The 19943-nt window shown below is 61.4% G+C and carries 14 protein-coding genes; 4 read left to right on the forward strand and 10 right to left on the reverse strand.

All coding sequences use genetic code 11. The features are described from left to right. Positions 1-6: 6 nt before the first annotated feature. The 5 genes from R3280_RS06600 to sdhC all read right to left on the reverse strand — a co-directional run bounded on the left by R3280_RS06600 (position 7) and on the right by sdhC (position 6364). On the reverse strand, positions 7-2844 hold the full coding sequence (locus tag R3280_RS06600; protein ID WP_318997794.1) for a 2-oxoglutarate dehydrogenase E1 component: 2838 nt from the start codon (positions 2842-2844) through the stop codon (positions 7-9). 313 nt (positions 2845-3157) lie between these two features. Further along, complete coding sequence (locus R3280_RS06605) at positions 3158-3862, reverse strand: succinate dehydrogenase iron-sulfur subunit (RefSeq protein ID WP_318997795.1); 705 nt, start codon at positions 3860-3862, stop codon at positions 3158-3160. A 13-nt stretch (positions 3863-3875) separates the two neighbouring features. Beyond that, entirely contained in the window at positions 3876-5648 is a 1773-nt protein-coding gene (sdhA, locus tag R3280_RS06610; RefSeq protein ID WP_318997796.1) for a succinate dehydrogenase flavoprotein subunit, read from the reverse strand. Between the two features lie 3 nt (positions 5649-5651). Continuing rightward, the gene (gene sdhD, locus R3280_RS06615; RefSeq protein ID WP_318997797.1) at positions 5652-5996 is read right to left on the reverse strand and encodes a succinate dehydrogenase, hydrophobic membrane anchor protein; all 345 of its coding nucleotides are present in this window, start codon (positions 5994-5996) and stop codon (positions 5652-5654) included. Next, a complete protein-coding gene (gene sdhC, locus R3280_RS06620) occupies positions 5981-6364 on the reverse strand; it encodes a succinate dehydrogenase, cytochrome b556 subunit (RefSeq protein ID WP_318997798.1) in 384 nt (127 codons plus the stop codon). Before sdhC ends, sdhD begins: the two co-directional genes overlap by 16 nt. A 705-nt stretch (positions 6365-7069) precedes the next feature. On the opposite strand from sdhC, the gene gltA reads away from it, so the two are divergent. Together gltA and R3280_RS06630 are read left to right on the forward strand one after the other, a co-directional pair. Continuing rightward, positions 7070-8344, forward strand: a complete 1275-nt coding sequence (gene gltA, locus R3280_RS06625) for a citrate synthase (protein WP_318997799.1) — start codon at positions 7070-7072, stop codon at positions 8342-8344. A gap of 118 nt (positions 8345-8462) precedes the next feature. Further along, a complete protein-coding gene (locus tag R3280_RS06630) occupies positions 8463-9344 on the forward strand; it encodes an NAD(P)-dependent oxidoreductase (protein WP_318997800.1) in 882 nt (293 codons plus the stop codon). A gap of 72 nt (positions 9345-9416) precedes the next feature. Here R3280_RS06630 and topA read toward each other — a convergent pair whose 3' ends face one another. From topA to fadB, 3 genes are all read right to left on the reverse strand, one after another. Next, positions 9417-12050, reverse strand: a complete 2634-nt coding sequence (gene topA, locus R3280_RS06635; RefSeq protein WP_318997801.1) for a type I DNA topoisomerase — start codon at positions 12048-12050, stop codon at positions 9417-9419. A gap of 235 nt (positions 12051-12285) precedes the next feature. Beyond that, positions 12286-13461 carry an acetyl-CoA C-acyltransferase FadA gene (gene fadA / locus R3280_RS06640; protein WP_318997802.1) on the reverse strand — a complete coding sequence of 392 codons (1176 nt, stop codon included), beginning with the start codon at positions 13459-13461 and terminating at the stop codon, positions 12286-12288. Positions 13462-13495: 34 nt separating this feature from the next. Further along, complete coding sequence (gene fadB, locus R3280_RS06645) at positions 13496-15643, reverse strand: fatty acid oxidation complex subunit alpha FadB (RefSeq protein ID WP_318997803.1); 2148 nt, start codon at positions 15641-15643, stop codon at positions 13496-13498. Between the two features lie 467 nt (positions 15644-16110). Between fadB and R3280_RS06650 the strand changes: the two genes are divergently transcribed. Both R3280_RS06650 and R3280_RS06655 read left to right on the forward strand, forming a co-directional pair. After that, complete coding sequence (locus R3280_RS06650; protein ID WP_318997804.1) at positions 16111-16917, forward strand: hypothetical protein; 807 nt, start codon at positions 16111-16113, stop codon at positions 16915-16917. A 192-nt stretch (positions 16918-17109) separates the two neighbouring features. Further along, positions 17110-17541 (forward strand): universal stress protein, encoded by a 432-nt coding sequence (locus R3280_RS06655; protein WP_318997805.1) that lies wholly within the window; start codon positions 17110-17112, stop codon positions 17539-17541. Here the strand turns inward: R3280_RS06655 and R3280_RS06660 are convergent, their stop codons facing one another. Both R3280_RS06660 and R3280_RS06665 read right to left on the reverse strand, forming a co-directional pair. Next, positions 17542-18219 (reverse strand): DUF6901 family protein, encoded by a 678-nt coding sequence (locus tag R3280_RS06660; RefSeq protein ID WP_318997806.1) that lies wholly within the window; start codon positions 18217-18219, stop codon positions 17542-17544. Then, positions 18216-19943 (reverse strand): ATP-binding cassette domain-containing protein (locus R3280_RS06665; RefSeq protein WP_318997807.1); only part of this gene is annotated, 1728 nt, incomplete at its 5' end. The genes R3280_RS06660 and R3280_RS06665, both read right to left, overlap by 4 nt.

The following is a 19943-nucleotide window of genomic DNA, read 5'->3' on the forward strand; positions in this document are numbered from 1 at the left end:
AGCTCGTCAGATTTCAAACGCGTCGTTGACCAGTTTCTTCTGTTCTTCGATATGGACGGACAGGTGCCCGGCCGCCGGTGCTGCCGAGGCATCACGACCGGCGTACTCCAGGTACAGCTTGGGATCCAGCCTGTGCAGCGCGTTGCGCATGTGGTGCTGGCTGGAGTACCAGGCCCCCTGGTTCATGGGCTCTTCCTGGCACCAGACCGCCTTCTTGAGCTTGGTGTACTGGCTCAGGATCTCGTCCAGGTCGTCCGCCGGGAAGGGGTACAGCTGCTCGATCCGGAGGATGACCACATCATCACGGCCTTCGGCCTTCTTCTTTTCCAGCAGGTCGAAATAGACCTTGCCACTGCACATGATCAGGCGGTTGACCTTCTTCGGATCGGAAGGCTCCTTCTCCGGCAGCACGGTCTGGAAGGTGCCCTCGGTGAGGTCGTCCAGACCGGACGTGGCCTCCTTGTGACGAAGCAGGCTCTTGGGCGTGATCGCCACCAGCGGCTTGCGCAGCGGTCGCTTGACCTGGCGCCGCAGCATATGGAACGTCTGTGCCGGCGTGGTGGGCACACAGACCTGGATGTTGTGCTCGGCGCTGAGCTGCAGGAAGCGCTCAAGGCGGGCGGAGCTGTGCTCCGGGCCCTGGCCCTCGTAGCCGTGTGGCAGCAGCAGGGTCAGGCCGCAAAGCCGGCCCCACTTGTGCTCGCCACTGGTGAGGAACTGATCGATCACCACCTGGGCGCCGTTGGCAAAGTCACCAAACTGGGCCTCCCAGATAATCAGGGCATCGGGCTGGGTGGTGGCATAGCCGTATTCGAACGCCATGACTGCCTCTTCCGACAGCAAGGAGTCCCAGATCTCGAAGCGGGGCTGCTTGTCGGAGAGCTGCTTGAGCGGCACGTAGGTCTCGCCGTCCTTCTGGTTGTGCAGCACCGCATGACGGTGGGAGAAGGTGCCCCGGCCAACGTCCTGGCCGGTGAGCCGAATGGGGTGGCCTTCATTGAGCAGCGTGGCGTAGGCCATGATCTCGCCGTAGCCCCAGTTGATGGGCATGGCACCGGCGGTCATCTTGCTGCGATCGTCGACGATCTTGGACACCTGGCGCTGTACGGAGAAACCTTCCGGCAGCTGGTTCAGCTTCTTGCCCAGGCGTTGGATGGTCTTCAGGCCCACGCTGGTCTTGCACTTGGCGGTCCACTCGTGGCCGAGGTACGGGTGCCAGTCAACGTAAAGCGCCTTGTTGGGTTCCTTGACCAGCGACTTGACCACGTGATCGCCCTTGTCCAGCGCGTCACGATAGTCCAGCTCCATGCGCTTGGTCTCTTCCTCATCCAGCAGGCCCGCCCCGATCAGCTGGTCGGCGTAGAGCTCGCGGGTGGTCTTCATCTTGCGGATCTTGTCGTACATCACCGGCTGGGTGGCGGAGGGCTCATCGGCCTCGTTATGGCCCCGGCGGCGATAGCAGACCAGGTCGATGACCACATCGCGCTTGAACTCGTGGCGGTAGTCCATGGCCATCTGGGTCACGAACAGGACAGCTTCCGGATCGTCCGCATTCACGTGCAGGATGGGCGCCTGCACCATCTTGGCCACGTCGGTACAGTATTCGGTGGACCGGGCATCTTCCTGCTTGCTGGTGGTGAAGCCCACCTGGTTATTGATGACGATGTGAATGGTGCCACCAACGCCATAACCGCGGGTCTGGGACATCTGCAGGGTTTCCATGACCACGCCCTGCCCTGCAAACGCGGCGTCGCCATGCATGATGATCGGCAGCACCTGACTGCCGTTGGTGTCGTTGCGGCGGGTCTGGCGGGCGCGCACCGAGCCCACCACCACCGGCGAGACGATTTCCAGGTGCGATGGGTTGAAGGCCAGCGCCAGGTGAATCTCGCCGCCTTCTGTCATGACGTTGGAGGAGAAGCCCTGGTGATACTTGACGTCGCCGGAGCCTGAATCTGCCAGCTTCTTGCCCTCGAACTCGTCGAACAGCTCGCGGGGGTTCTTGCCCAGGGTGTTGACCAGTACGTTGAGGCGCCCGCGGTGAGCCATGCCCAGCACAATCTCTTTGGTGCCATAGCTGCCGGCCCGCTGGATCAGCTCGTCCAGGCACGGAATCAGACTCTCGCCCCCTTCCAGGCCGAAGCGTTTGACGCCGGGGTAACGGGACCCCAGGTACTTCTCCAGACCCTCGGCGGCGGTCAGCCGCTCCAGCAGGTGCTTGCGGGTATTGGCTTCGTATTCGGGGCGGGAGCGCACCGGCTCCATACGCTGCTGGAACCAGCGCTTGATGCGGGTATCCACCACGTGCATGTACTCGGCACCGATGCTGCTGCAATACGTTTGCCGAAGGCCGTCGTAAATTTCACCAAGCTTCATGGACTCGGCGCCGAACGCCAGCGAGCCGGTCTGGAACTCCAGGTCGCGGTCACTGTCCGAGAGATCATGGAAAGACAGCTCCAGATCCTCGACCCGGGGCCGTTGCCAGACCCCCAGAGGATCCAGTTGCGCTTCCTGGTGACCACGGAATCGGAAGGCGTTGATAAGCTGCAGAACACGGATCTGTTTGCGGTCCGCGTCGGAGGTGGCGGTGGCGGGTACGCCCCCGGTCGCCAGGAAGCGCTGATTGCGAGAAATATGTTCAAACTGCTCGCGGATCGATGAGTGCGCGACGTCCCTGCCACCCTTGCCATCGACGCTGGGCAGGCGGTCGAAGTAGTTTCTCCACTCTTCCGGGATCGCGTTGGGGTCAGTCAGGTAGGTTTCGAAAAGCTGCTCGACATAGGCCAGATTCCCACCTTGGAGGTGAGATGTCTGCCACAACTGCTCCATTACGCTTTCATGCATCTTGAATAGCTCACCTTGGGCTGGTGCGGGGGAGCCAAATATGGTCGGCCACTGTTATGTCACAGTCAATACGGGATTCTACGGGATCGACTGAAGCCACCACATTTCACACGGATGTTGTCCGTTCCCCAGTGGTTTTTATACTCAGCAAAGCCGTGAGCGGGCTTTTTGGGCCCGGCTCACGGCTTCCGTAGTTTGCTACCCGAATTCACCACCGGCTATAAGCCATTGGTGTAAGGCCGCCGCGTTGCGGCCTTGTGGGGGTAACCTGTCAGCTTCCGAACAAGTATAGCGGGTATGACAATCCCTGCCGTCAGGTGGCGCGCTGCAGCAGCATGTCACGGATATGGCCGATTGCCCTTGTGGGGTTCAGGCCTTTCGGGCACACGCTGACGCAGTTCATGATGCCACGGCACCGGAACACGCTGAACGGATCGTCCAGGTTGGACAGGCGCTCGTCCTTGGCGGTGTCCCGGCTGTCCGCCAGGAACCGGTAGGCCTGCAGCAGGCCGGCCGGGCCGACGAACTTGTCCGGGTTCCACCAGAACGACGGGCAGGAGGTGGAGCAGCAGGCGCACAGGATGCACTCGTACAAGCCGTCCAGCTTCTCCCGGTCTTCCGGGCTCTGCAGGCGTTCGATGGCCGGCGGCGGATTGTCGTTGATCAGGTACGGCGAGATCCGCTCGTACTGTTCATAGAAGATACTCATGTCCACCACCAGGTCACGAATGACCGGCAGCCCCGGCAGCGGCCGGATCACGAGCTTGTCCTTCTTGACCACTTCCGACATGGGGGTGATGCACCCCAGGCCGTTCTTGCCGTTCATGTTGAGGCCGTCGGAGCCACAGACACCTTCCCGGCAGGACCGGCGGTACGCCAGGGTGGGGTCTTTCTCTTTCAGCAGTGCCAGGATGTCGAGGACCATGAGGTCCTTGCCTTCCGGGATGTCCAGATCAACATCCTGCATATAAGGCGCGTTGTCTGTCTCAGGGTTATAACGGTATACGCTGACCAACATCTGTGGGTCCCCCTTAATAAGTCCGAATCTTCGGCTGGAAGGTGTCAACGGTCTTCGGTGAGAAGTTGACATCACGCTTGCCCAGGCGCTTCTCGAGCGGGAAGTACACTGAGTGCTTCAGCCAGTTTTCATCATCACGCTCGGTGTAGTCGTTACGGGCGTGGGCACCGCGACTCTCCTTGCGCTCCATGGCTGAGTAAGCCGTGGCGTACGCCACCTCGAACAGGTTGTCCAGCTCCAGAGCCTCGATACGAGCGGTGTTGAACGCCTTGCTCTTGTCGGCCAGCTTGACGTTGCGGACACGCTCACCGATCTTGTCCAGCTTCTTGAGGCCTTCGGCCATGCTGTCGCCGTCACGGAATACGCCGAAGTAGAGCTGCATACAGTTCTGCAGATCCTTGCGGACCTCCGCCACACTCTCACCCTCGGAAGCGTTGTCCAGGCGCTCCAGGCGGGCCATGGCGCGCTGGATGTCCTCTTCGGTGGCATCGGTGGTCTCGAATCCTTCCCGCAGGCGCTCTTCGATGTGCAGGCCTGCGGCCCGACCAAAGACCACCAGGTCCAGCAGCGAGTTGCCGCCCAGGCGGTTGGCGCCGTGGACGGAAACGCAGGCAGCCTCACCACAGGCGAACAGGCCTTCGATGACCTGGTCCTTGCCGTCTTTATCCTGGGTCAGCGCCTGGCCACCCACGGTGGTGGGAATGCCGCCCATCATGTAATGGCAAGTGGGCACCACCGGCACCGGCTCTTTCACCGGATCCACGTGAGCGAAGGTGCGGGACAGCTCACAGATACCGGGCAGACGCAGATTCAGGGTCTCTTCACCCAGGTGGTCCAGCTTCAGCAGCACGTGATCCTTGTCCGGACCGCAACCGCGGCCTTCCAGGATCTCGATCACCATGGAGCGGGCCACCACGTCGCGGCCGGCCAGATCCTTGGCGTTGGGGGCATAGCGCTCCATGAAACGCTCGCCCTCGGAGTTGATCAGATAACCGCCCTCACCCCGGCAACCCTCGGTCACCAGCGTGCCGGCACCGTAGATACCGGTGGGGTGGAACTGCCACATTTCCATGTCCTGGACCGGGAAGCCGGCCCGCAGCGCCATGCCGATACCGTCTCCGGTATTGATCAGGGCGTTGGTGGTGGACGCGTAGATACGACCGGCACCGCCGGTGGCCAGTACCGTGGCCTTGGCCTTGATGTAGGCCACTTCGCCGGTTTCGATCTCGATGGCGACCACACCCACCACCTGGTTCTCGCCATTCTTCACCAGATCCACCGCGTACCACTCATTCAGGAAGGTGGTGCCGCCTTTCAGGTTGGCCTGATAAAGGGTATGCAGCAGCGCGTGACCGGTGCGGTCGGCGGCGGCACAGGTACGGGCAGCCTGGCCACCCTTGCCGTAGTCCTTGGACTGACCACCGAAGGGGCGCTGGTAGATCCGGCCCTGCTCGGTGCGGGAGAACGGCAGACCCATGTGCTCAAGCTCGAATACGGCCTGGGGACCGACGGAGCACATGTACTCGATGGCGTCCTGGTCACCGATGTAGTCGGAGCCCTTGACGGTGTCATACATGTGCCAGCGCCAGTCGTCGTTGGGATCCGCACTGGCAATCGCGCAGGTAATGCCGCCCTGGGCCGACACGGTATGGGAGCGGGTGGGAAATACCTTGGTGATACACGCGGTGTTGACGCCGGTCTCGGTCAGCTGCAAAGCGGCCCGCATACCGGCACCGCCGCCGCCAATCACGATTGCGTCATAGGATATGGTCTTGATGTTTGCCATGTCTTAATGCCCCCAGAGAATCTGAACACCCCAGACGAGGTAGACGAACATGATCGCCCCACACGCCGCCTGAATCAGAAAGCGTGGCGCCGTCGCCTTGATGTAGTCGGTGGTTACGGTCCAGAGCCCGACCCAGGCGTGCGCGCCCAGCGACACCAGTGCCCCAAGGCTGAAAATCTTGAACCAGGTCTGATCAAACAGCGCGGTCCAGGATTCGTAGGTCACGTCGGTGAACAACATGAAGCCCAGCAGGAACAAGGTGTACAGCGCCAATACGTAGGCCGTGACACGCTGGACCATCCAGTCATAAACGCCACTGCGACCCAGATTCGTTACTGTGCGAACCATACCCAGACTCCTGCCAGAATGATGAGAACAACGGAAATACCGATGGTGAGTTTGGACGAAAGCCGACCGCCCTCTAGCGTTTCACCGATCCCCATATCCATCAGCAGGTGGCGGATGCCGGCCACCAGATGGAACAGCAGCATCACCAGGATGCCCCACACGATCAGCTTGGCGAGGAAGCTGTCCATGATGGCTTCAATCCGGCTGAAACCCTCCTGACCATTCAGGGAGACGTCCAGACCGTAGAGCAGGAAGGCGATGCCGAAGAATATGGCGACACCACTGATCCTGTGGAGGATGGAAACGATGGCAGGTAACGGGAAATGAAACTTGCCGAGATCGAGATTTACTGGTCGTTTGCTATTCACAGCGCTCTCACACTCTCTTTTTTGTACCGCGGGTCGGCCGGGCCGATGCGGAGAGGTTGGTATGTACGGCTCGGCGGGCGAGCCTGGTTCCAGCCACCCACAGGATGTGGAGTGACAGACCGTTTTTCACTTCAGAGCTTTGCGACTGCCTGTTTTCCGCTGTAATGGGTTGCAAGCTAATCGACTAATGGAGGGATAACGCCATCTCAGACGTCATTTCAGGCGCCAATGCAAGAAATGTCCCCGATTCCGGGCTAGGGATTATAAGGAGTACCCCTTTCAATTACAAACGCGCAACCCGCGAAGAACGTGTGGTTGCAGTGCCTGGAGCGCGCTATGACCACCATTGTGAAGGGCTATCTTTCGTCAATGCTGCCTAGGTCTAAGGACAGTCTGACGTTCTCCGCCCTCGCCCTCCCCAGGAGCCACCCATTGGCCTTTATGAGCGGCTTCCATTGACAAAAAAAGCCAACTCCCTATATTTTGCCGCCAGCTTTGCAAAGATCCGGGACTGTAGCCTGACATCCAAGCGCCCAGCACGGCCATCGGAAGAGCCTCGCATCCCGTTGAAAGGCATAAAGAAATAAAAATGAACGAGCCAGCAACGCAGCATCTGGACTGGCTCGCGGTGACGGAGCGCGCGCAACCTGTGCAATAATACAGCCCTAATTGCGCCGTAAAATGCTGATAAATTAGGAGAGCACCATGACCGACAGGAAAGCCACGCTTTCGGTGGGTGACAAATCAATCGAGCTACCGGTTTACTCCGGTACGGCCGGCCCGGATGTGATCGACGTCCGCGCCCTGGTTCAGCAGGGGGTGTTCACCTACGACCCCGGCTTCATGTCCACGGCGGCCTGCGAATCCAAGATCACCTATATTGACGGCGCCAACGGCGTGCTGCTCCACCGGGGCTACCCCATCGAGCAGCTGGCGGAGAAGTCCGACTACCTGGAGGTCTGCTACCTGCTGCTGCACGGCGAGCTGCCCACCCCGGAAGAGAATCAGCGCTTCCGCGACACCGTCAAGAACCACACCATGATTCACGACCAGATGCGCAACTTCTTCCACGGCTTCCGCCGGGACGCGCATCCAATGGCCATCATGTGTGGCGTAGTGGGCGCCCTGTCCGCCTTCTACCACGACCAGATGGACGTCACCAACGTCCAGCAGCGGGAAATTACCGCCCATCGCCTGGTCGCGAAGATGCCGACCATCGCCGCCTGGTGTTACAAGTACGCCAATGGCCAGCCCTTCATGTACCCACGGAACGACCTCTCCTACGCCGAGAACTTCCTGTACATGATGTTCGGCGTGCCCTGCGAGGAGTACAAGCCCAACCCGGTACTGGCCAAGGCCATGGACCGGATCTTCATCCTGCACGCCGACCACGAGCAGAACGCGTCCACCTCCACGGTGCGTCTGGCGGGCTCGAGCGGCGCCAACCCGTTCGCCTGCATTGCCTCCGGTATAGCGGCGCTGTGGGGACCCGCCCACGGCGGTGCCAACGAAGCGGTACTGGACATGCTGGCGGAGATCGGCGACGAGTCCAACATCGAGAAGTACGTGGCCAAGGCCAAGGACAAGGACGACCCCTTCCGTCTCATGGGCTTCGGCCATCGGGTCTACAAGAACTTCGACCCCCGCGCCAAGGTCATGCGCCAGACCTGCCAGGAAGTACTGGCGGAACTGGGCCTGGACGACGATCCGCTGCTGCGTATCGCCCAGCGGCTTGAGAAGATCGCCCTGGAAGACGACTACTTCGTACAGCGCAAGCTCTACCCCAACGTGGATTTCTATTCAGGCATCATCCTCAAGGCCATCGGTATTCCCACCTCCATGTTCACGGTGATCTTTGCCCTGGCCCGCACCATCGGCTGGTTCTCGCACTGGAACGAGATGGTCAGCGGCGACTACCGCATCGGCCGGCCCCGTCAGCTCTACACGGGCCCCACCGAGCGCGATCTGCCCGAAAAGTAAGCAATACCGTTCACCGGCCACGGCCGGAACCGGAAAAGGCCGCTGGAGACAGCGGCCTTTTTTGTTGCTGCCGAGTCTGCAATTATTGGGGCCTACCAATAACAAGGAAACTGACACTATGTCTGAAGCGGTCACATTCATTGGTTTGGGGGTCATGGGCTACCCCATGGCGGGTCACCTGGCGGCCGCGGGCTGCCGGGTCCGGGTGTTCAACCGCAGCGGTAACCGTGCGTCCCAGTGGGCCGGCGAGCACGATGGCCAGGCCGCCGCCACCATTGCCGAGGCCGTGGCAGAGGCGGATTTCATCATGACCTGTGTCGGCGCCGATCCGGACCTGCGGCAGATATACCTGGGCGAGGACGGCATCATCGCCAACGCACGTCCCGGCGCCGTGCTGGTGGATCACACCACCGCCTCGGCCACCGTCGCCGAGGAGCTGGCGCTGGAGGCCCGCAAGCACAGCATGAGCTTCATCGACGCGCCGGTATCCGGTGGCCAGCAGGGTGCCGAGAACGGCAAGCTGACGGTCATGTGCGGCGGTGACCCGGAGGCCTTTGCCGCTGCCGAGCCGCTGATCAACCATTACGCCCGATCGGTCAAGCTGATGGGCCCTGTCGGCGCCGGCCAGCGCACCAAGATGGTCAACCAGATCGCCATCGCCGGCCTGCTGCAGGGCCTGTCCGAGGCCATTCACTTTGCGGAACGGTCGGGCCTGGACGTTGCGGCGGTGCTGGAGGTGATTTCCAAGGGCGCGGCGCAGTCCTGGCAGATGGAAAACCGCGGCGACACCATGATCGCCGGCGAGTACAACCACGGTTTTGCCGTCAACTGGATGCGCAAGGACCTGGACATCTGCCTGGACGAGGCCCGCAAGTCCGGTGCCTCCATCCCTGTGGCGGCGCTGGTGGACCAGTTCTACAGCGACGTGCAGGCCATGGGCGGCGGCCGCTGGGACACCTCCTCCCTGCTTGAGCGGCTGCGAAAACTGCGGGGCAACTGAGCATGAAAAAGCCCTGGCCCGAGGTGTTCGGGTCAGGGCTGTCGTGTTTCCCGGGGCTTGTCCGCTCCCGCCCTACTTGTCTTTTTCCTGCCACTTGCCCTGGCTGTACCAGGCCGACCAGCCGGTGGCCTTGCCGTCTTTCTCCGACATGACGTACTGCTCCTTGGTCTTGCGGCTGTAGCGCACCACCGCCGGGTTGCCCTCCGGGTCTTTTTCCGGCGCCTTGAGCAGGAAATGGTACTTGGGATCGATCTCATCCTTGTGGGGCTTGAGTTCCTTCACCAGGGGAGCCCGGGTCTCCCGGTTCTTGGGAAACTTGGAGGCCGCCAGGAACAGGCCCGAGGCGCCGTCCCTCAGCACGTAGGTGTCGTCCACCTTCTCGCACTTGAGTTCCGGCATGGGCACCGGATCCATCTTGGGCGGTGCCGGCTCGCCGCTCTTCAGCAGCTTGCGGGTGTTCTTGCACTCGGTGTTGGTGCAGCCGAAGTACTTGCCGAAACGGCCGGTCTTGAGCTGCATCTCGGAGCCACACTTGTCGCACTCCAGGGTGGGGCCATCGTAGCCCTTGATGCGGAAACTGCCCTTCTCCACCTCATAGCCGGAGCAATCCGGATTGTTGCCGCACACGTGCAGCTTGCGGGTCTCGTCAACCAAGTAGCTATCCATGGCGGTGCCGCATTTGGGGCAGCGGCGCTTCTTGCGCAGCAGCCGGCTCTCGCCCTCGCCTTCCACATCGTCGTCGGCACTGACCACCTCATCTCCGGACACCAGGTTGATGGTGGTCTTGCAGCGCTCCTTGGGGGGCAGCGAGTAGCCGGAACAGCCCAGGAACACCCCGGTGCTGGCCACCCGGATCTGCATTGGCCGCTCGCAGGTGGGACACGGAATGTCGGTTTCAGTGGGGGTATTGCCCCGCATGCCCTCGTCAGGCTGGCTGGCTATCTCAAGCTGCTGGCTGAAGCGGTCGTAGAAGCTGTTCAACACCCGTTTCCAGTCCACTTCGCCGGCCGCGATCTCGTCCAACTCCTCTTCCAGCCTTGCGGTGAAGTCGTAGTCCATCAGGTTGGAGAAGGACTCCGACAGCCGGTCGGTCACAATGTCCCCCATCTTTTCGGAGTAGAAGCGGCGGTTTTGCAGCCGCACGTAGCCCCGGTCCTGGATGGTGGAGATGATGGAGGCGTAGGTGGAGGGCCGACCTATGCCCTGCTTCTCCAGTTCCTTCACCAGGCTGGCCTCGGTATAGCGCGGTGCGGGCTTGGTGAAATGCTGGGTCGGGTCCAGCTTCTTCAGGTCCAGCATCTCGCCCTCCCGAATATCCGGCAGGGAGACATCCTCGTCCTTCTTGGCGGACTGGGGCGCGGCCTTGAGGAAGCCGTCAAACTTGATGATGCGGCCACGGGTCCGCAGCTCGTAGTCCCCGGCGGCCACCACCACGGAGGTGCTGAGGAATTCCGCGTCCGCCATCTGGCAGGCAATGAACTGGCGCCAGATCAAGTCGTAGAGGCGCTCGGCGTCCTTTTCCAAACCGCTGATGTCGGCGGGCCGGCGGCTCACGTCGGTGGGCCGGATGGCCTCGTGGGCCTCCTGGGCGCCCTCCTTGCTGCCGTAAACCCGGGGGGACTCTGGCAGGTACTTCTTGCCGAACTGCTTCTCTATGAAGTCACGTGCGCCGCTGACGGCATCCTGGCTGAGGTTGGTGGAATCGGTCCGCATGTAGGTGATGTAGCCCGCCTCGTACAGGCGCTGGGCCAACATCATGGTTTTCTTGACGCTGAAGCCCATCCGGTTGCTGGCGGCCTGCTGCAGGGTCGAGGTAATAAAGGGGGCGCCGGGACGCGAACGGGTGGGCTTGTCTTCCCGCTTGGCGATCTTGAAATCGGCGGACTTCAGGCGCTCCACATGGGCCTGGCTCTCGCTTTCGCTGACCGGGCGGTAGGCCTTGTCGCCGTAGCGGGTCACCTCGAAGCGGATGGGCTCCTTGGCGGCCTTGGCGTCCAGATCGGCGTGCATCTGCCAGTACTCTTCCGGCACGAAGGTGCGGATCTCGCGCTCACGCTCGACAATCAGCCGAACCGCCACCGACTGTACCCGGCCGGCGGACAGGCCCCGGGCCAGCTTGGCCCAGAGCAGGGGCGACACCATGTAACCCACCACCCGGTCCAGGAACCGCCGTGCCTGCTGGGCGTTGACCCGATGGGTGTCCAGCGACCCCGGGTCCTTGAAGGCCTCCTGTATGGCGCGTTTGGTGATCTCGTTGAACACCACCCGCCGGTATTTGTCGGGTTCGCCGCCAATGGTCTCCTGCAGGTGCCAGGCGATGGCCTCCCCTTCCCGGTCAAGATCCGTTGCCAGGTAGATGTGGTCGGCGGACTTGGCCAGACGCTTGAGTTCGCTGACCACCTTCTCCTTGCCCGGCAGGATTTCGTAGCGGGCTCGCCAGTCGTGGTCCGGGTCCACGCCCATGCGGGCCACCAGCTGCTCACGGGCCTTGCGCTTCTTGTACTCGGCCTTTTCTTCCGGATTCATCTTGCGGGTCTGGGCCGCCTGGCGGGCACGTTCCTTGGGGTCGGAATGGGAGCCGCTGCCGCTGACCGGCAGGTCGCGAATATGACCAACACTGGACTTGACGATGAAATCCGAGCCCAGGTACTTGTTGATGGTTTTCGCTTTCGCTGGCGACTCGACAATAACGAGACTTTTACCCATATCGGAGATCTGAATCCTTGGCGGTGAACGGCGATAATGCCGACAACAGTAAACTCGCAGAAAAATCAGGCGGCTGGCAACGGCTCTGAGCGCCACATTATATAGGTGCTCTGTTTTACAGGGTCAAGATGAGCAAGACAACCCATTATTTGTGCCCTCCGGGCCGATTGGGACCACAGTCCAATAAAAAAGCCCGGCGGTGCCGGGCTTTTCGGGGTTGGTGCTCAAACCCTGATCAGAGGCGCTCCCACACGGTGGCAATGCCCTGACCCAGACCAATACACATGGTGGAAACACCCAGGGTACCGCCCTTGGCCTGCATGACGTTCAGCAGGGTGGTGGAGATCCGGGCACCGGAGCAACCCAGCGGGTGACCCAGTGCAATGGCGCCACCGTTCAGGTTGACCTTCTCTTCCATCACGTTCAGCAGCTTGAGGTCCTTCAGGACCGGCAGCGATTGACCGGCAAAGGCTTCGTTCAGTTCCCAGAAGTCGATGTCCTCGACCTTGAGACCGGCACGCTTGAGGGCCTTCTTGGTGGCCGGTACCGGGCCGTAGCCCATGATGGCGGGATCACAGCCGGCAACCGCCATGCTGCGAACCCTGGCAATGGGCTTGAGGCCCAGTGCCTGTGCCCGCTCGGCGGACATCAGCACCATGGCGGAAGCGCCATCGGTCAGCTGCGAGGAGGTACCGGCAGTGACGGTGCCGCTCTTGGGATCGAAGGCCGGCTTGAGCTGGCCGAGGGATTCCACCGTGGTCTCCGGACGGATGGTCTCGTCGTGCTCGATCAGCACCTTGAAGCCATTCTCGTCGTGACCCTCGATGGGCACGATCTCGTTCTTGAAGCGACCTTCCACCGTGGCCTCGTGGGCCAGGCGGTGGGAGCGGGCGCCGAACTCGTCCTGCTGCTGACGGTTGATACCGTGCATCTTGGCCAGCATCTCCGCGGTCAGGCCCATCATATTGGAGGCCTTGGCGGAATACTTTGAGGCCGCCGGGTTATGGTCGAAGCCCTCGGTCATGGGCACGTGGCCCATGTGCTCAACGCCACCGATCATGAACACATCACCGTTACCGGTCATGATGGCCTGGGCGGCGGTGTGGATCGCGGTCATGGCGGAACCGCACAGGCGGTTCACGGTCTGGGCCGCGGATTCGTGCGGCAGACGGGTCAGCAGAGAAATCTGCCGCGCCACGTTGAAGCCCTGCTCCTTGGTCTGGTTTACACAGCCCCAGATCACATCTTCAACTTCTTTCGGGTCGAGCTTCGGGTTGCGTTCGAACAGCGCTTCGATCAGCGCCGCCGACAGGTTCTCCGCACGTACGTTACGGAAGCAACCATTCTTGGCACGACCCATCGGAGTCCGCACGCAATCGACGACGACAACGTCTCTCGGATTAAGGCTCATAGATCTGTCTCCGTTCGGAAATCTCGTTCAGGGTTCAGCCAAAGAACTTCTTGCCAGTCTTGGCCATTTCACGCAGACCTTCAGTGGGATGGTAGAGCGGCCCCAGGTCGGCGTACTTGTCTGCCAGCTCGACGAATGCGGCAACGCCCATGTCGTCGATGTAACGCAGTGCACCACCACGGAACGGCGGGAAGCCGATGCCGTAGATCAGACCCATGTCGGCGTCTGCCGGTGACTCAACAATCTTGTCTTCCAGGCAGCGAACGGTTTCCAGGCACAGCGGAATCATCATACGGGCGATGATGTCGTCTTCCTCGAAGTCCTTCTTGCCCTGAACCACAGGCTCGATCAGCTTGTAGGTTTCCTCGTCGACCACTTTCTTGGGCTTGCCCTTCTTGTCGGTCTCGTACTTGTAGAAACCCTTGTCGTTCTTCTGGCCGTAGCGCTTGTTCTCGTACATCACATCGATGGCGGTCTTGCGCTCATCCTTCATGCGGTCCGGGAAACCTTCGGCCATCACTTCGTTGGCGTGCTTGGCGGTGTCCATGCCCACCACGTCCAGCAGGTAGGCCGGGCCCATGGGCCAGCCGAACTTCTCCATGACCTTGTCGATCTTTTGGAAATCGGCGCCGTCGTGGACCAGACCGGCGAAACCGCCGAAGTACGGGAACAGCACGCGGTTGACCAAAAAGCCCGGGCAATCATTCACCACGATCGGGGTCTTGCCCATGGCGGTGGCGTAGGCCACGGTGGTGGCGATGGCCCTGTCGCTGGTCTTCTTGCCGCGAATGACCTCAACCAGGGGCATCATGTGCACCGGGTTGAAGAAGTGCATGCCGCAGAAGTTCTCCGGACGCTTGAGGTTCTTGGCCAGCAGGTCGATGGAGATGGTGGAGGTGTTGGAGGTGAGGATGGTGTCCTCACGGACCGCGTCCTCGGTCTCACGCAGCACAGCGTCCTTGACCTTGGGGTTCTCGACCACGGCCTCGACCACCAGGTCGACGTTCTTGAAGTCGCCATAGTTCAGGGTCGGGGTGATATTGTTGAGCACGTCGGCCATCTGGTCGGGGTTCATCTTGCCTTTCTCGACCCGCTTGGCCAGCAGCTTCTTGGCTTCCTTCAGGCCCAGGGCGATGCCGTCCTGGTTGATGTCCTTCATGATGATCGGGGTGCCCTTCAGCGCAGACTGGAAGGCCACGCCGCCACCCATGATGCCGGCGCCAAGTACGGCGGTCTGCTTGAGCTGGTTGGCTTCCTTGCTCCAGGCCTTGGCCTTCTTCTTGAGTTCCTGGTCGTTCAGGAACAGGCCCACCAGGCAGGCGGCGGTGTTGGTCTTGGCCATCTTGGCGAAGCCCTTGGCCTCCACTTCGATGGCCTGGTCCCGGTTCATGCCGGCATGCTTCTGCATGACCTTGATGGCTTCCACCGGAGACGGATAGTTCTTGCCGGCCTTGCCGGCCACGAAGGCCTTGGAGATCTCGAACGCCATCATGCTTTCCATGGCGTTGAGCTTGATCTTGCCTTTCTTCTCTTCACGACGGGCCTGGTAATCGAACTTGCCGTCGTTGCACTGGTTGATGATCTTGATGGCGGCGTCGACCAGCTTGTCGCCTTCCACCACGGCATCCACGGCACCCACTTTCAGGGCCGCATCGGCACGGTTCTCGGTGCCGCCGCTGATCCACTCCACGGCATAGTCCACACCCACCAGGCGGGACAGGCGCACGGTGCCGCCGAAGCCCGGGAAGATGCCCAGCTTGACTTCCGGCAGACCCACCTTGGCCTTGGAGCTCATGACCCGGTAGTCAGTGGCCAGGCACATTTCAAAGCCGCCGCCCAGGGCCATGCCGTTGATGGCGGTCACGGTGGGGAAAGGCAGATCCTCGATGGCGTTGAAAACGCTGTTGGCTTTGAGATTGTTGGCCACCAGCTCTTCTTCGGAGCCGGCGAACAGATCGGTGAACTCGGTGATGTCCGCGCCCACGATGAAGCTGTCCTTGGAGCTGGTAACAACCAGGCCCTTGATGCCCTTTTCCGCTTTCAGTTTGTCGGTAGCGGCGCCGAGCTCTTCGATGGTAAGGCGATTGAACTTGTTCACCGACTCGCCCTGCAAGTCGAAGTTCAGCTGAGCGATTCCGCCTTCGATCTTTTTAACCGTGATGGCTTTACCTTCGTAAATCATCAACTGATCTCCAGTCTGTGTTGGAAACTGCTTGCGGCCCGAACCGGCGTCGGTTCGGGTCCGTGTTTGCAGCGAAAATTCGGTCACTGCCCGATCGGTCGATCCAAAATTCATACAGTCGTTTGAATCGCGAGGGCACACGATGAAAAAAAACCGCCCGTTTGTCAATTTGTTTCTTCGCGGAACGACGGCAACAGCGCCTGACCAAGCCGTCGTAAAAAAACAAGTAACACAGGTTCCGGTTTTTTATTTCTTTACATTTGAAGACCGGATTACCAGCAAAACCGCTTGCTTGGCGCTGCCAGTTACATTAAGTTCTGTTTCAGACTTTAGTATCACAGCCGCCAGAACAAGGTGCCAGTACCGGGGGACCCGCCAGCGTTTGCAGCGTCACCTGAGAAGGTCAGGCATCACCAGCCCAAGGGCTCTGCACAATAATAATACGGACACCAACGGAGATGCTTCCGATGAAAGACACCCGCATTCGCTCACTGATTATCACCTGCCTTCTCATGGCCTGTGTCTCCCTGACCGTGAAGGCCCAGGAATCCGACGCTCTCTCCAATCTCCATGAATTCCGCATCAACAACTTTGTTGCGCTGAACGCCTACTACCAGTTCAGTGCCTCCGGCGCCACCGACACCCTGAACGAGGTGGTGGCAGGAATCAACAGCGCCAACAGCGCACTGAACGCCATCAACGAATCCGGCCAGGACATCTTCAACAGCGACCAGCTCGGCGCACTGACCACCGAATTCGAGCGTTTCAAGGAATTGATGCGCCAGAACATCAACGATGTCCGCACCAACGGCTATCCCGACCTTCGCCTGGTGTCCGAGATGGCCAACGAGGCCGAAGAACTGAGCGTTATCTCATCCCAGCTCTACAGCTCCGGCCGTGAGGCCCGGCCGGACGCCAGCAGCCCCCGTATCGAGGCGGCCCGTTCGGCAGCCGTGCTGATGGCCAAGATGATGGCCAAGTACTCCGCCCGCTCCTACTCGTCGGTATCGCAGACCTTCCAGGGCTCGGCCACCGAAGCCGCCCTGGACGAGCAGGCGCGCACCTTCGACACCCTGATCCAGACCCTGACCGCCGGCGAGACCAGTGAAGAAGTGCGCCGGGCGGTGGACGATGTGGCGACGAAATGGCAGTTCATCCGCAGCTCCTACATCAACTTCAACGACGACAACGTGCCTTTCATCATCGATCGTTACTCCAAGGGCATCCTGGAAGGCCTGTCCGACACCATCGCCATGCTGAAAGCCACCGCCTGATCCGCTGCCTGCCCCGGAGGGGCCACCCGGCCCCTCCCCGACCTCTCCTTCCTTGCTCAGCTCCGGTCACCCGCCATTGTCTTGACCCCGGTCAGTGAAGAAAACGCCAATCTGACCTACAGTTGGGGTATGGAACTCTGTCCGGCCAAGGGCCGGAACCATCCGGTTACCGTAATGGAGGAACGCACTGTCATGAGCCAATACAGCAAGATTCTGGTCGCCATCGACCTGACCGAGGAGGCGCCACAGGTTCTCAAGAAAGCCCAGATGATGCGGGAAGCCCATCAGGCGGAACTGGTGCTGGTGCATGTGGTGGAGCCGGTGGGGTATGCCTACGGCGGGGACATTCCCATGGACCTGACAGAACTCCAGGACCAGCTCGATAAAGCCGCCAAGGCGCAACTGGAAAGCTACGGCAAGGAATACAACGTCAGCAAGGAGAACCAGATCGCCACGGTAGGCCGACCGGAATCGGAAATTCACCGGCTGGCTGAGGATATGGACATCGACCTGGTCATCGTGGGCAGCCATGGCCGCAAGGGCTTCCAGCTGCTATTGGGCTCCACCGCCAACGGCGTCCTGCACGGCTCGGTCTGTGACGTGCTGGCGGTGAGAATCCAGTGATCAGGGCGCCGCTTCGCCCTGAATGCGGGAGGCCAGCTTGCGAAGCTGGCTTTCCAGCGAAAAACTGACGCTCGAAGCCATCGAGAAGAAATTCAGCAGGGCCTTGAGATTGCTGTCGCCCTGGCACACCGAATGGATGCGCTGCCACAGCGCCTGATTCACCAGTTGCAACCGCTGGTTGCGCTCCACCAGACCTTTCAGTTCCCAGTCCGGCTGCCGATGGCTGCGCTTCTCGAAGTACTGCTGCAGCAGGTAATGGGACACACTGCGCATGATGAACTCGTCGGAACTGGCGAACGGCAGGTGATGCACCGCCATGGGCTTGAGTTCCGACAGCACGGGACAGCCGCTGGTGGCCATCTTCAACCCCAGCAGTGATCGCAGCGCTTCTTCCAGGGCGGTTTCCTTCTGATAGCTGCGGCGCTCGTCCTGCACCGTCACCGCCACCCGCTGGTAGGCATCCTCATCCTTGAACGCTTCCACCACCGGCAGCATGGCCACCGCCGCTGGGCAGTGGGCGTGCTCGGATTTGCGCAGGGGGCAATTGGAACACTGGCAGTGAGCCAGCCTGGTCCACTGGGGCAGGTTTTTCGCCGAATTCGCCGGTACCGGCTGGTCCGTGACCCGGAATTCGATGGTGCGGCTGTCCTGCAGTTTGAAGCTGTAAGTTACGTTCATTCGTTGGCCTGTTGCTCCAGATCCATCCAGCGCTCGATGGTGGCTTCCAGCTTGGCCTCAGTGGCAGCCAGCTGCTCCAGCGCCTGGGTTACCTCGTCGGCGGGGCGGGTGTAAAAGTCCGGATCGTTGACCTCGGCCCGCTGCCTTGCCGCGGTCTCCTCCAGAGCCTCTATTCTGCCCGGTAATTGCTCAAGCTCCAGTTTCAACTTGTAACTGAGTTTGGCGGGCCTGGGCTTATCCGCGGGGGGTTTGGCGGCGGCCTTCTCCGGCGCCCTGGTGGCCGGTGGCTGGCTGATCTTGCCAGCGCCGCGCTGAGGTTTGTGTTCGGACGGAAACTCCCCGCCCTGGCGCCGCCAGTCGGTGTAGCCGCCGACAAAGTTGCGCACGGTGCCGGTGCCGTCCAGGAACAGGGTGTCGGTCACCACGTTGTCGAGGAACTCCCGGTCGTGACTGATCACCAGCACCGTGCCCTTGAATTCCACCAGCTGGGATTCCAGCAGTTCCAGGGTTTCCACGTCCAGGTCGTTGGTGGGCTCGTCCAGTACCAGGATATTGGCGGGCTTGCTGAACAGCTTGGCCAGCAAGAGCCGCGCCCGTTCGCCACCGGAGAACACGCTTACCGGTGAACGGGCCCGCTCTGGTGAGAACAGGAATTCCTGCAGGTAGCCCAGCACGTGCTTCTGCTGGCCGTTGATCTCGATGAACTCCCGGCCCTCGGAGAGGTTGTCGAGGGCGTTGCTGGACAGGTCCAGCTCACTGCGCAACTGGTCGAAATAGGCCACCTCGCGATTGGTCCCCAGCCGGATATGGCCCTGGGTCGGCGCCAGGTCACCCAGGATCAGGCGCACCAGGGTGGTCTTGCCGGTGCCGTTCTCGCCGATCAGGCCGATCTTGTCGCCCCGGAGGACGGTCAGGTCCAGATTGCGGATGATTTCCTGGCCGTCGGCATAGTGGAAACCGGCGTCCCTGGCCTCTACCACCAGCTTGCCGGAGCGGGCCGCATCCTCAACCGCGAAACTGGCGGTGCCACCCCGCTCCCGACGCTGCCGGCGCTCCTCCCGCATGGCTTTCAGCGCCCTGACACGCCCCATGTTGCGGGTTCTCCGGGCTTTGATACCCTGGCGGATCCAGGCCTCTTCCTGCTTCAGGCGTTTGTCGAACAGGGCGTTCTGGCGCTCCTCCTCCTCCAACGCCTTCTCCTTAAGATCGAGATAGCGGTCGTAGCTGGCGGCAAAGCTCACCAGCTTGCCCCTATCCAGCTCCACCACACGTGTCGCCATGCGGCGAATAAAGGCCCGGTCGTGACTGACAAACAGCAGCGCCCCGCGGAATTGGGCCAGGGCCTCTTCCAGCCAGGCAATGGCCGGCACGTCCAGATGGTTGGTGGGCTCGTCCAGCAGCAGCAGGTCGGGCTCGGAGACCAGTGCCCGGGCCAGCAGGACCCGCCGCTGCCAGCCGCCGGACAGGGTGTTCAGGCGCCGGTCCGGGTCGATACGGTATTGCGCCAGAATGGCGGTGACTTTCTGGTCGAGGCGCCAGCCGTCCAGCGCCTCCAGCCGCTCCTGTACCACCATGAGTTCTTCCAGGCTGGCCTCGTCCGCCACCTGGGACAGGGTGTGGAAGCGCGCCAGCAGATCCCCGGTCTCGGGGAAGGCGCTGGCCACCACCTCATAGGCGGTGCGGGTTTCGTCCGCCGGCAGGTTCTGGGGCAGCACCGCCAGCAC

Source organism: Marinobacter sp. (assembly GCF_033722195.1).
Classification (GTDB): Bacteria; Pseudomonadota; Gammaproteobacteria; order Pseudomonadales; family Oleiphilaceae; genus Marinobacter.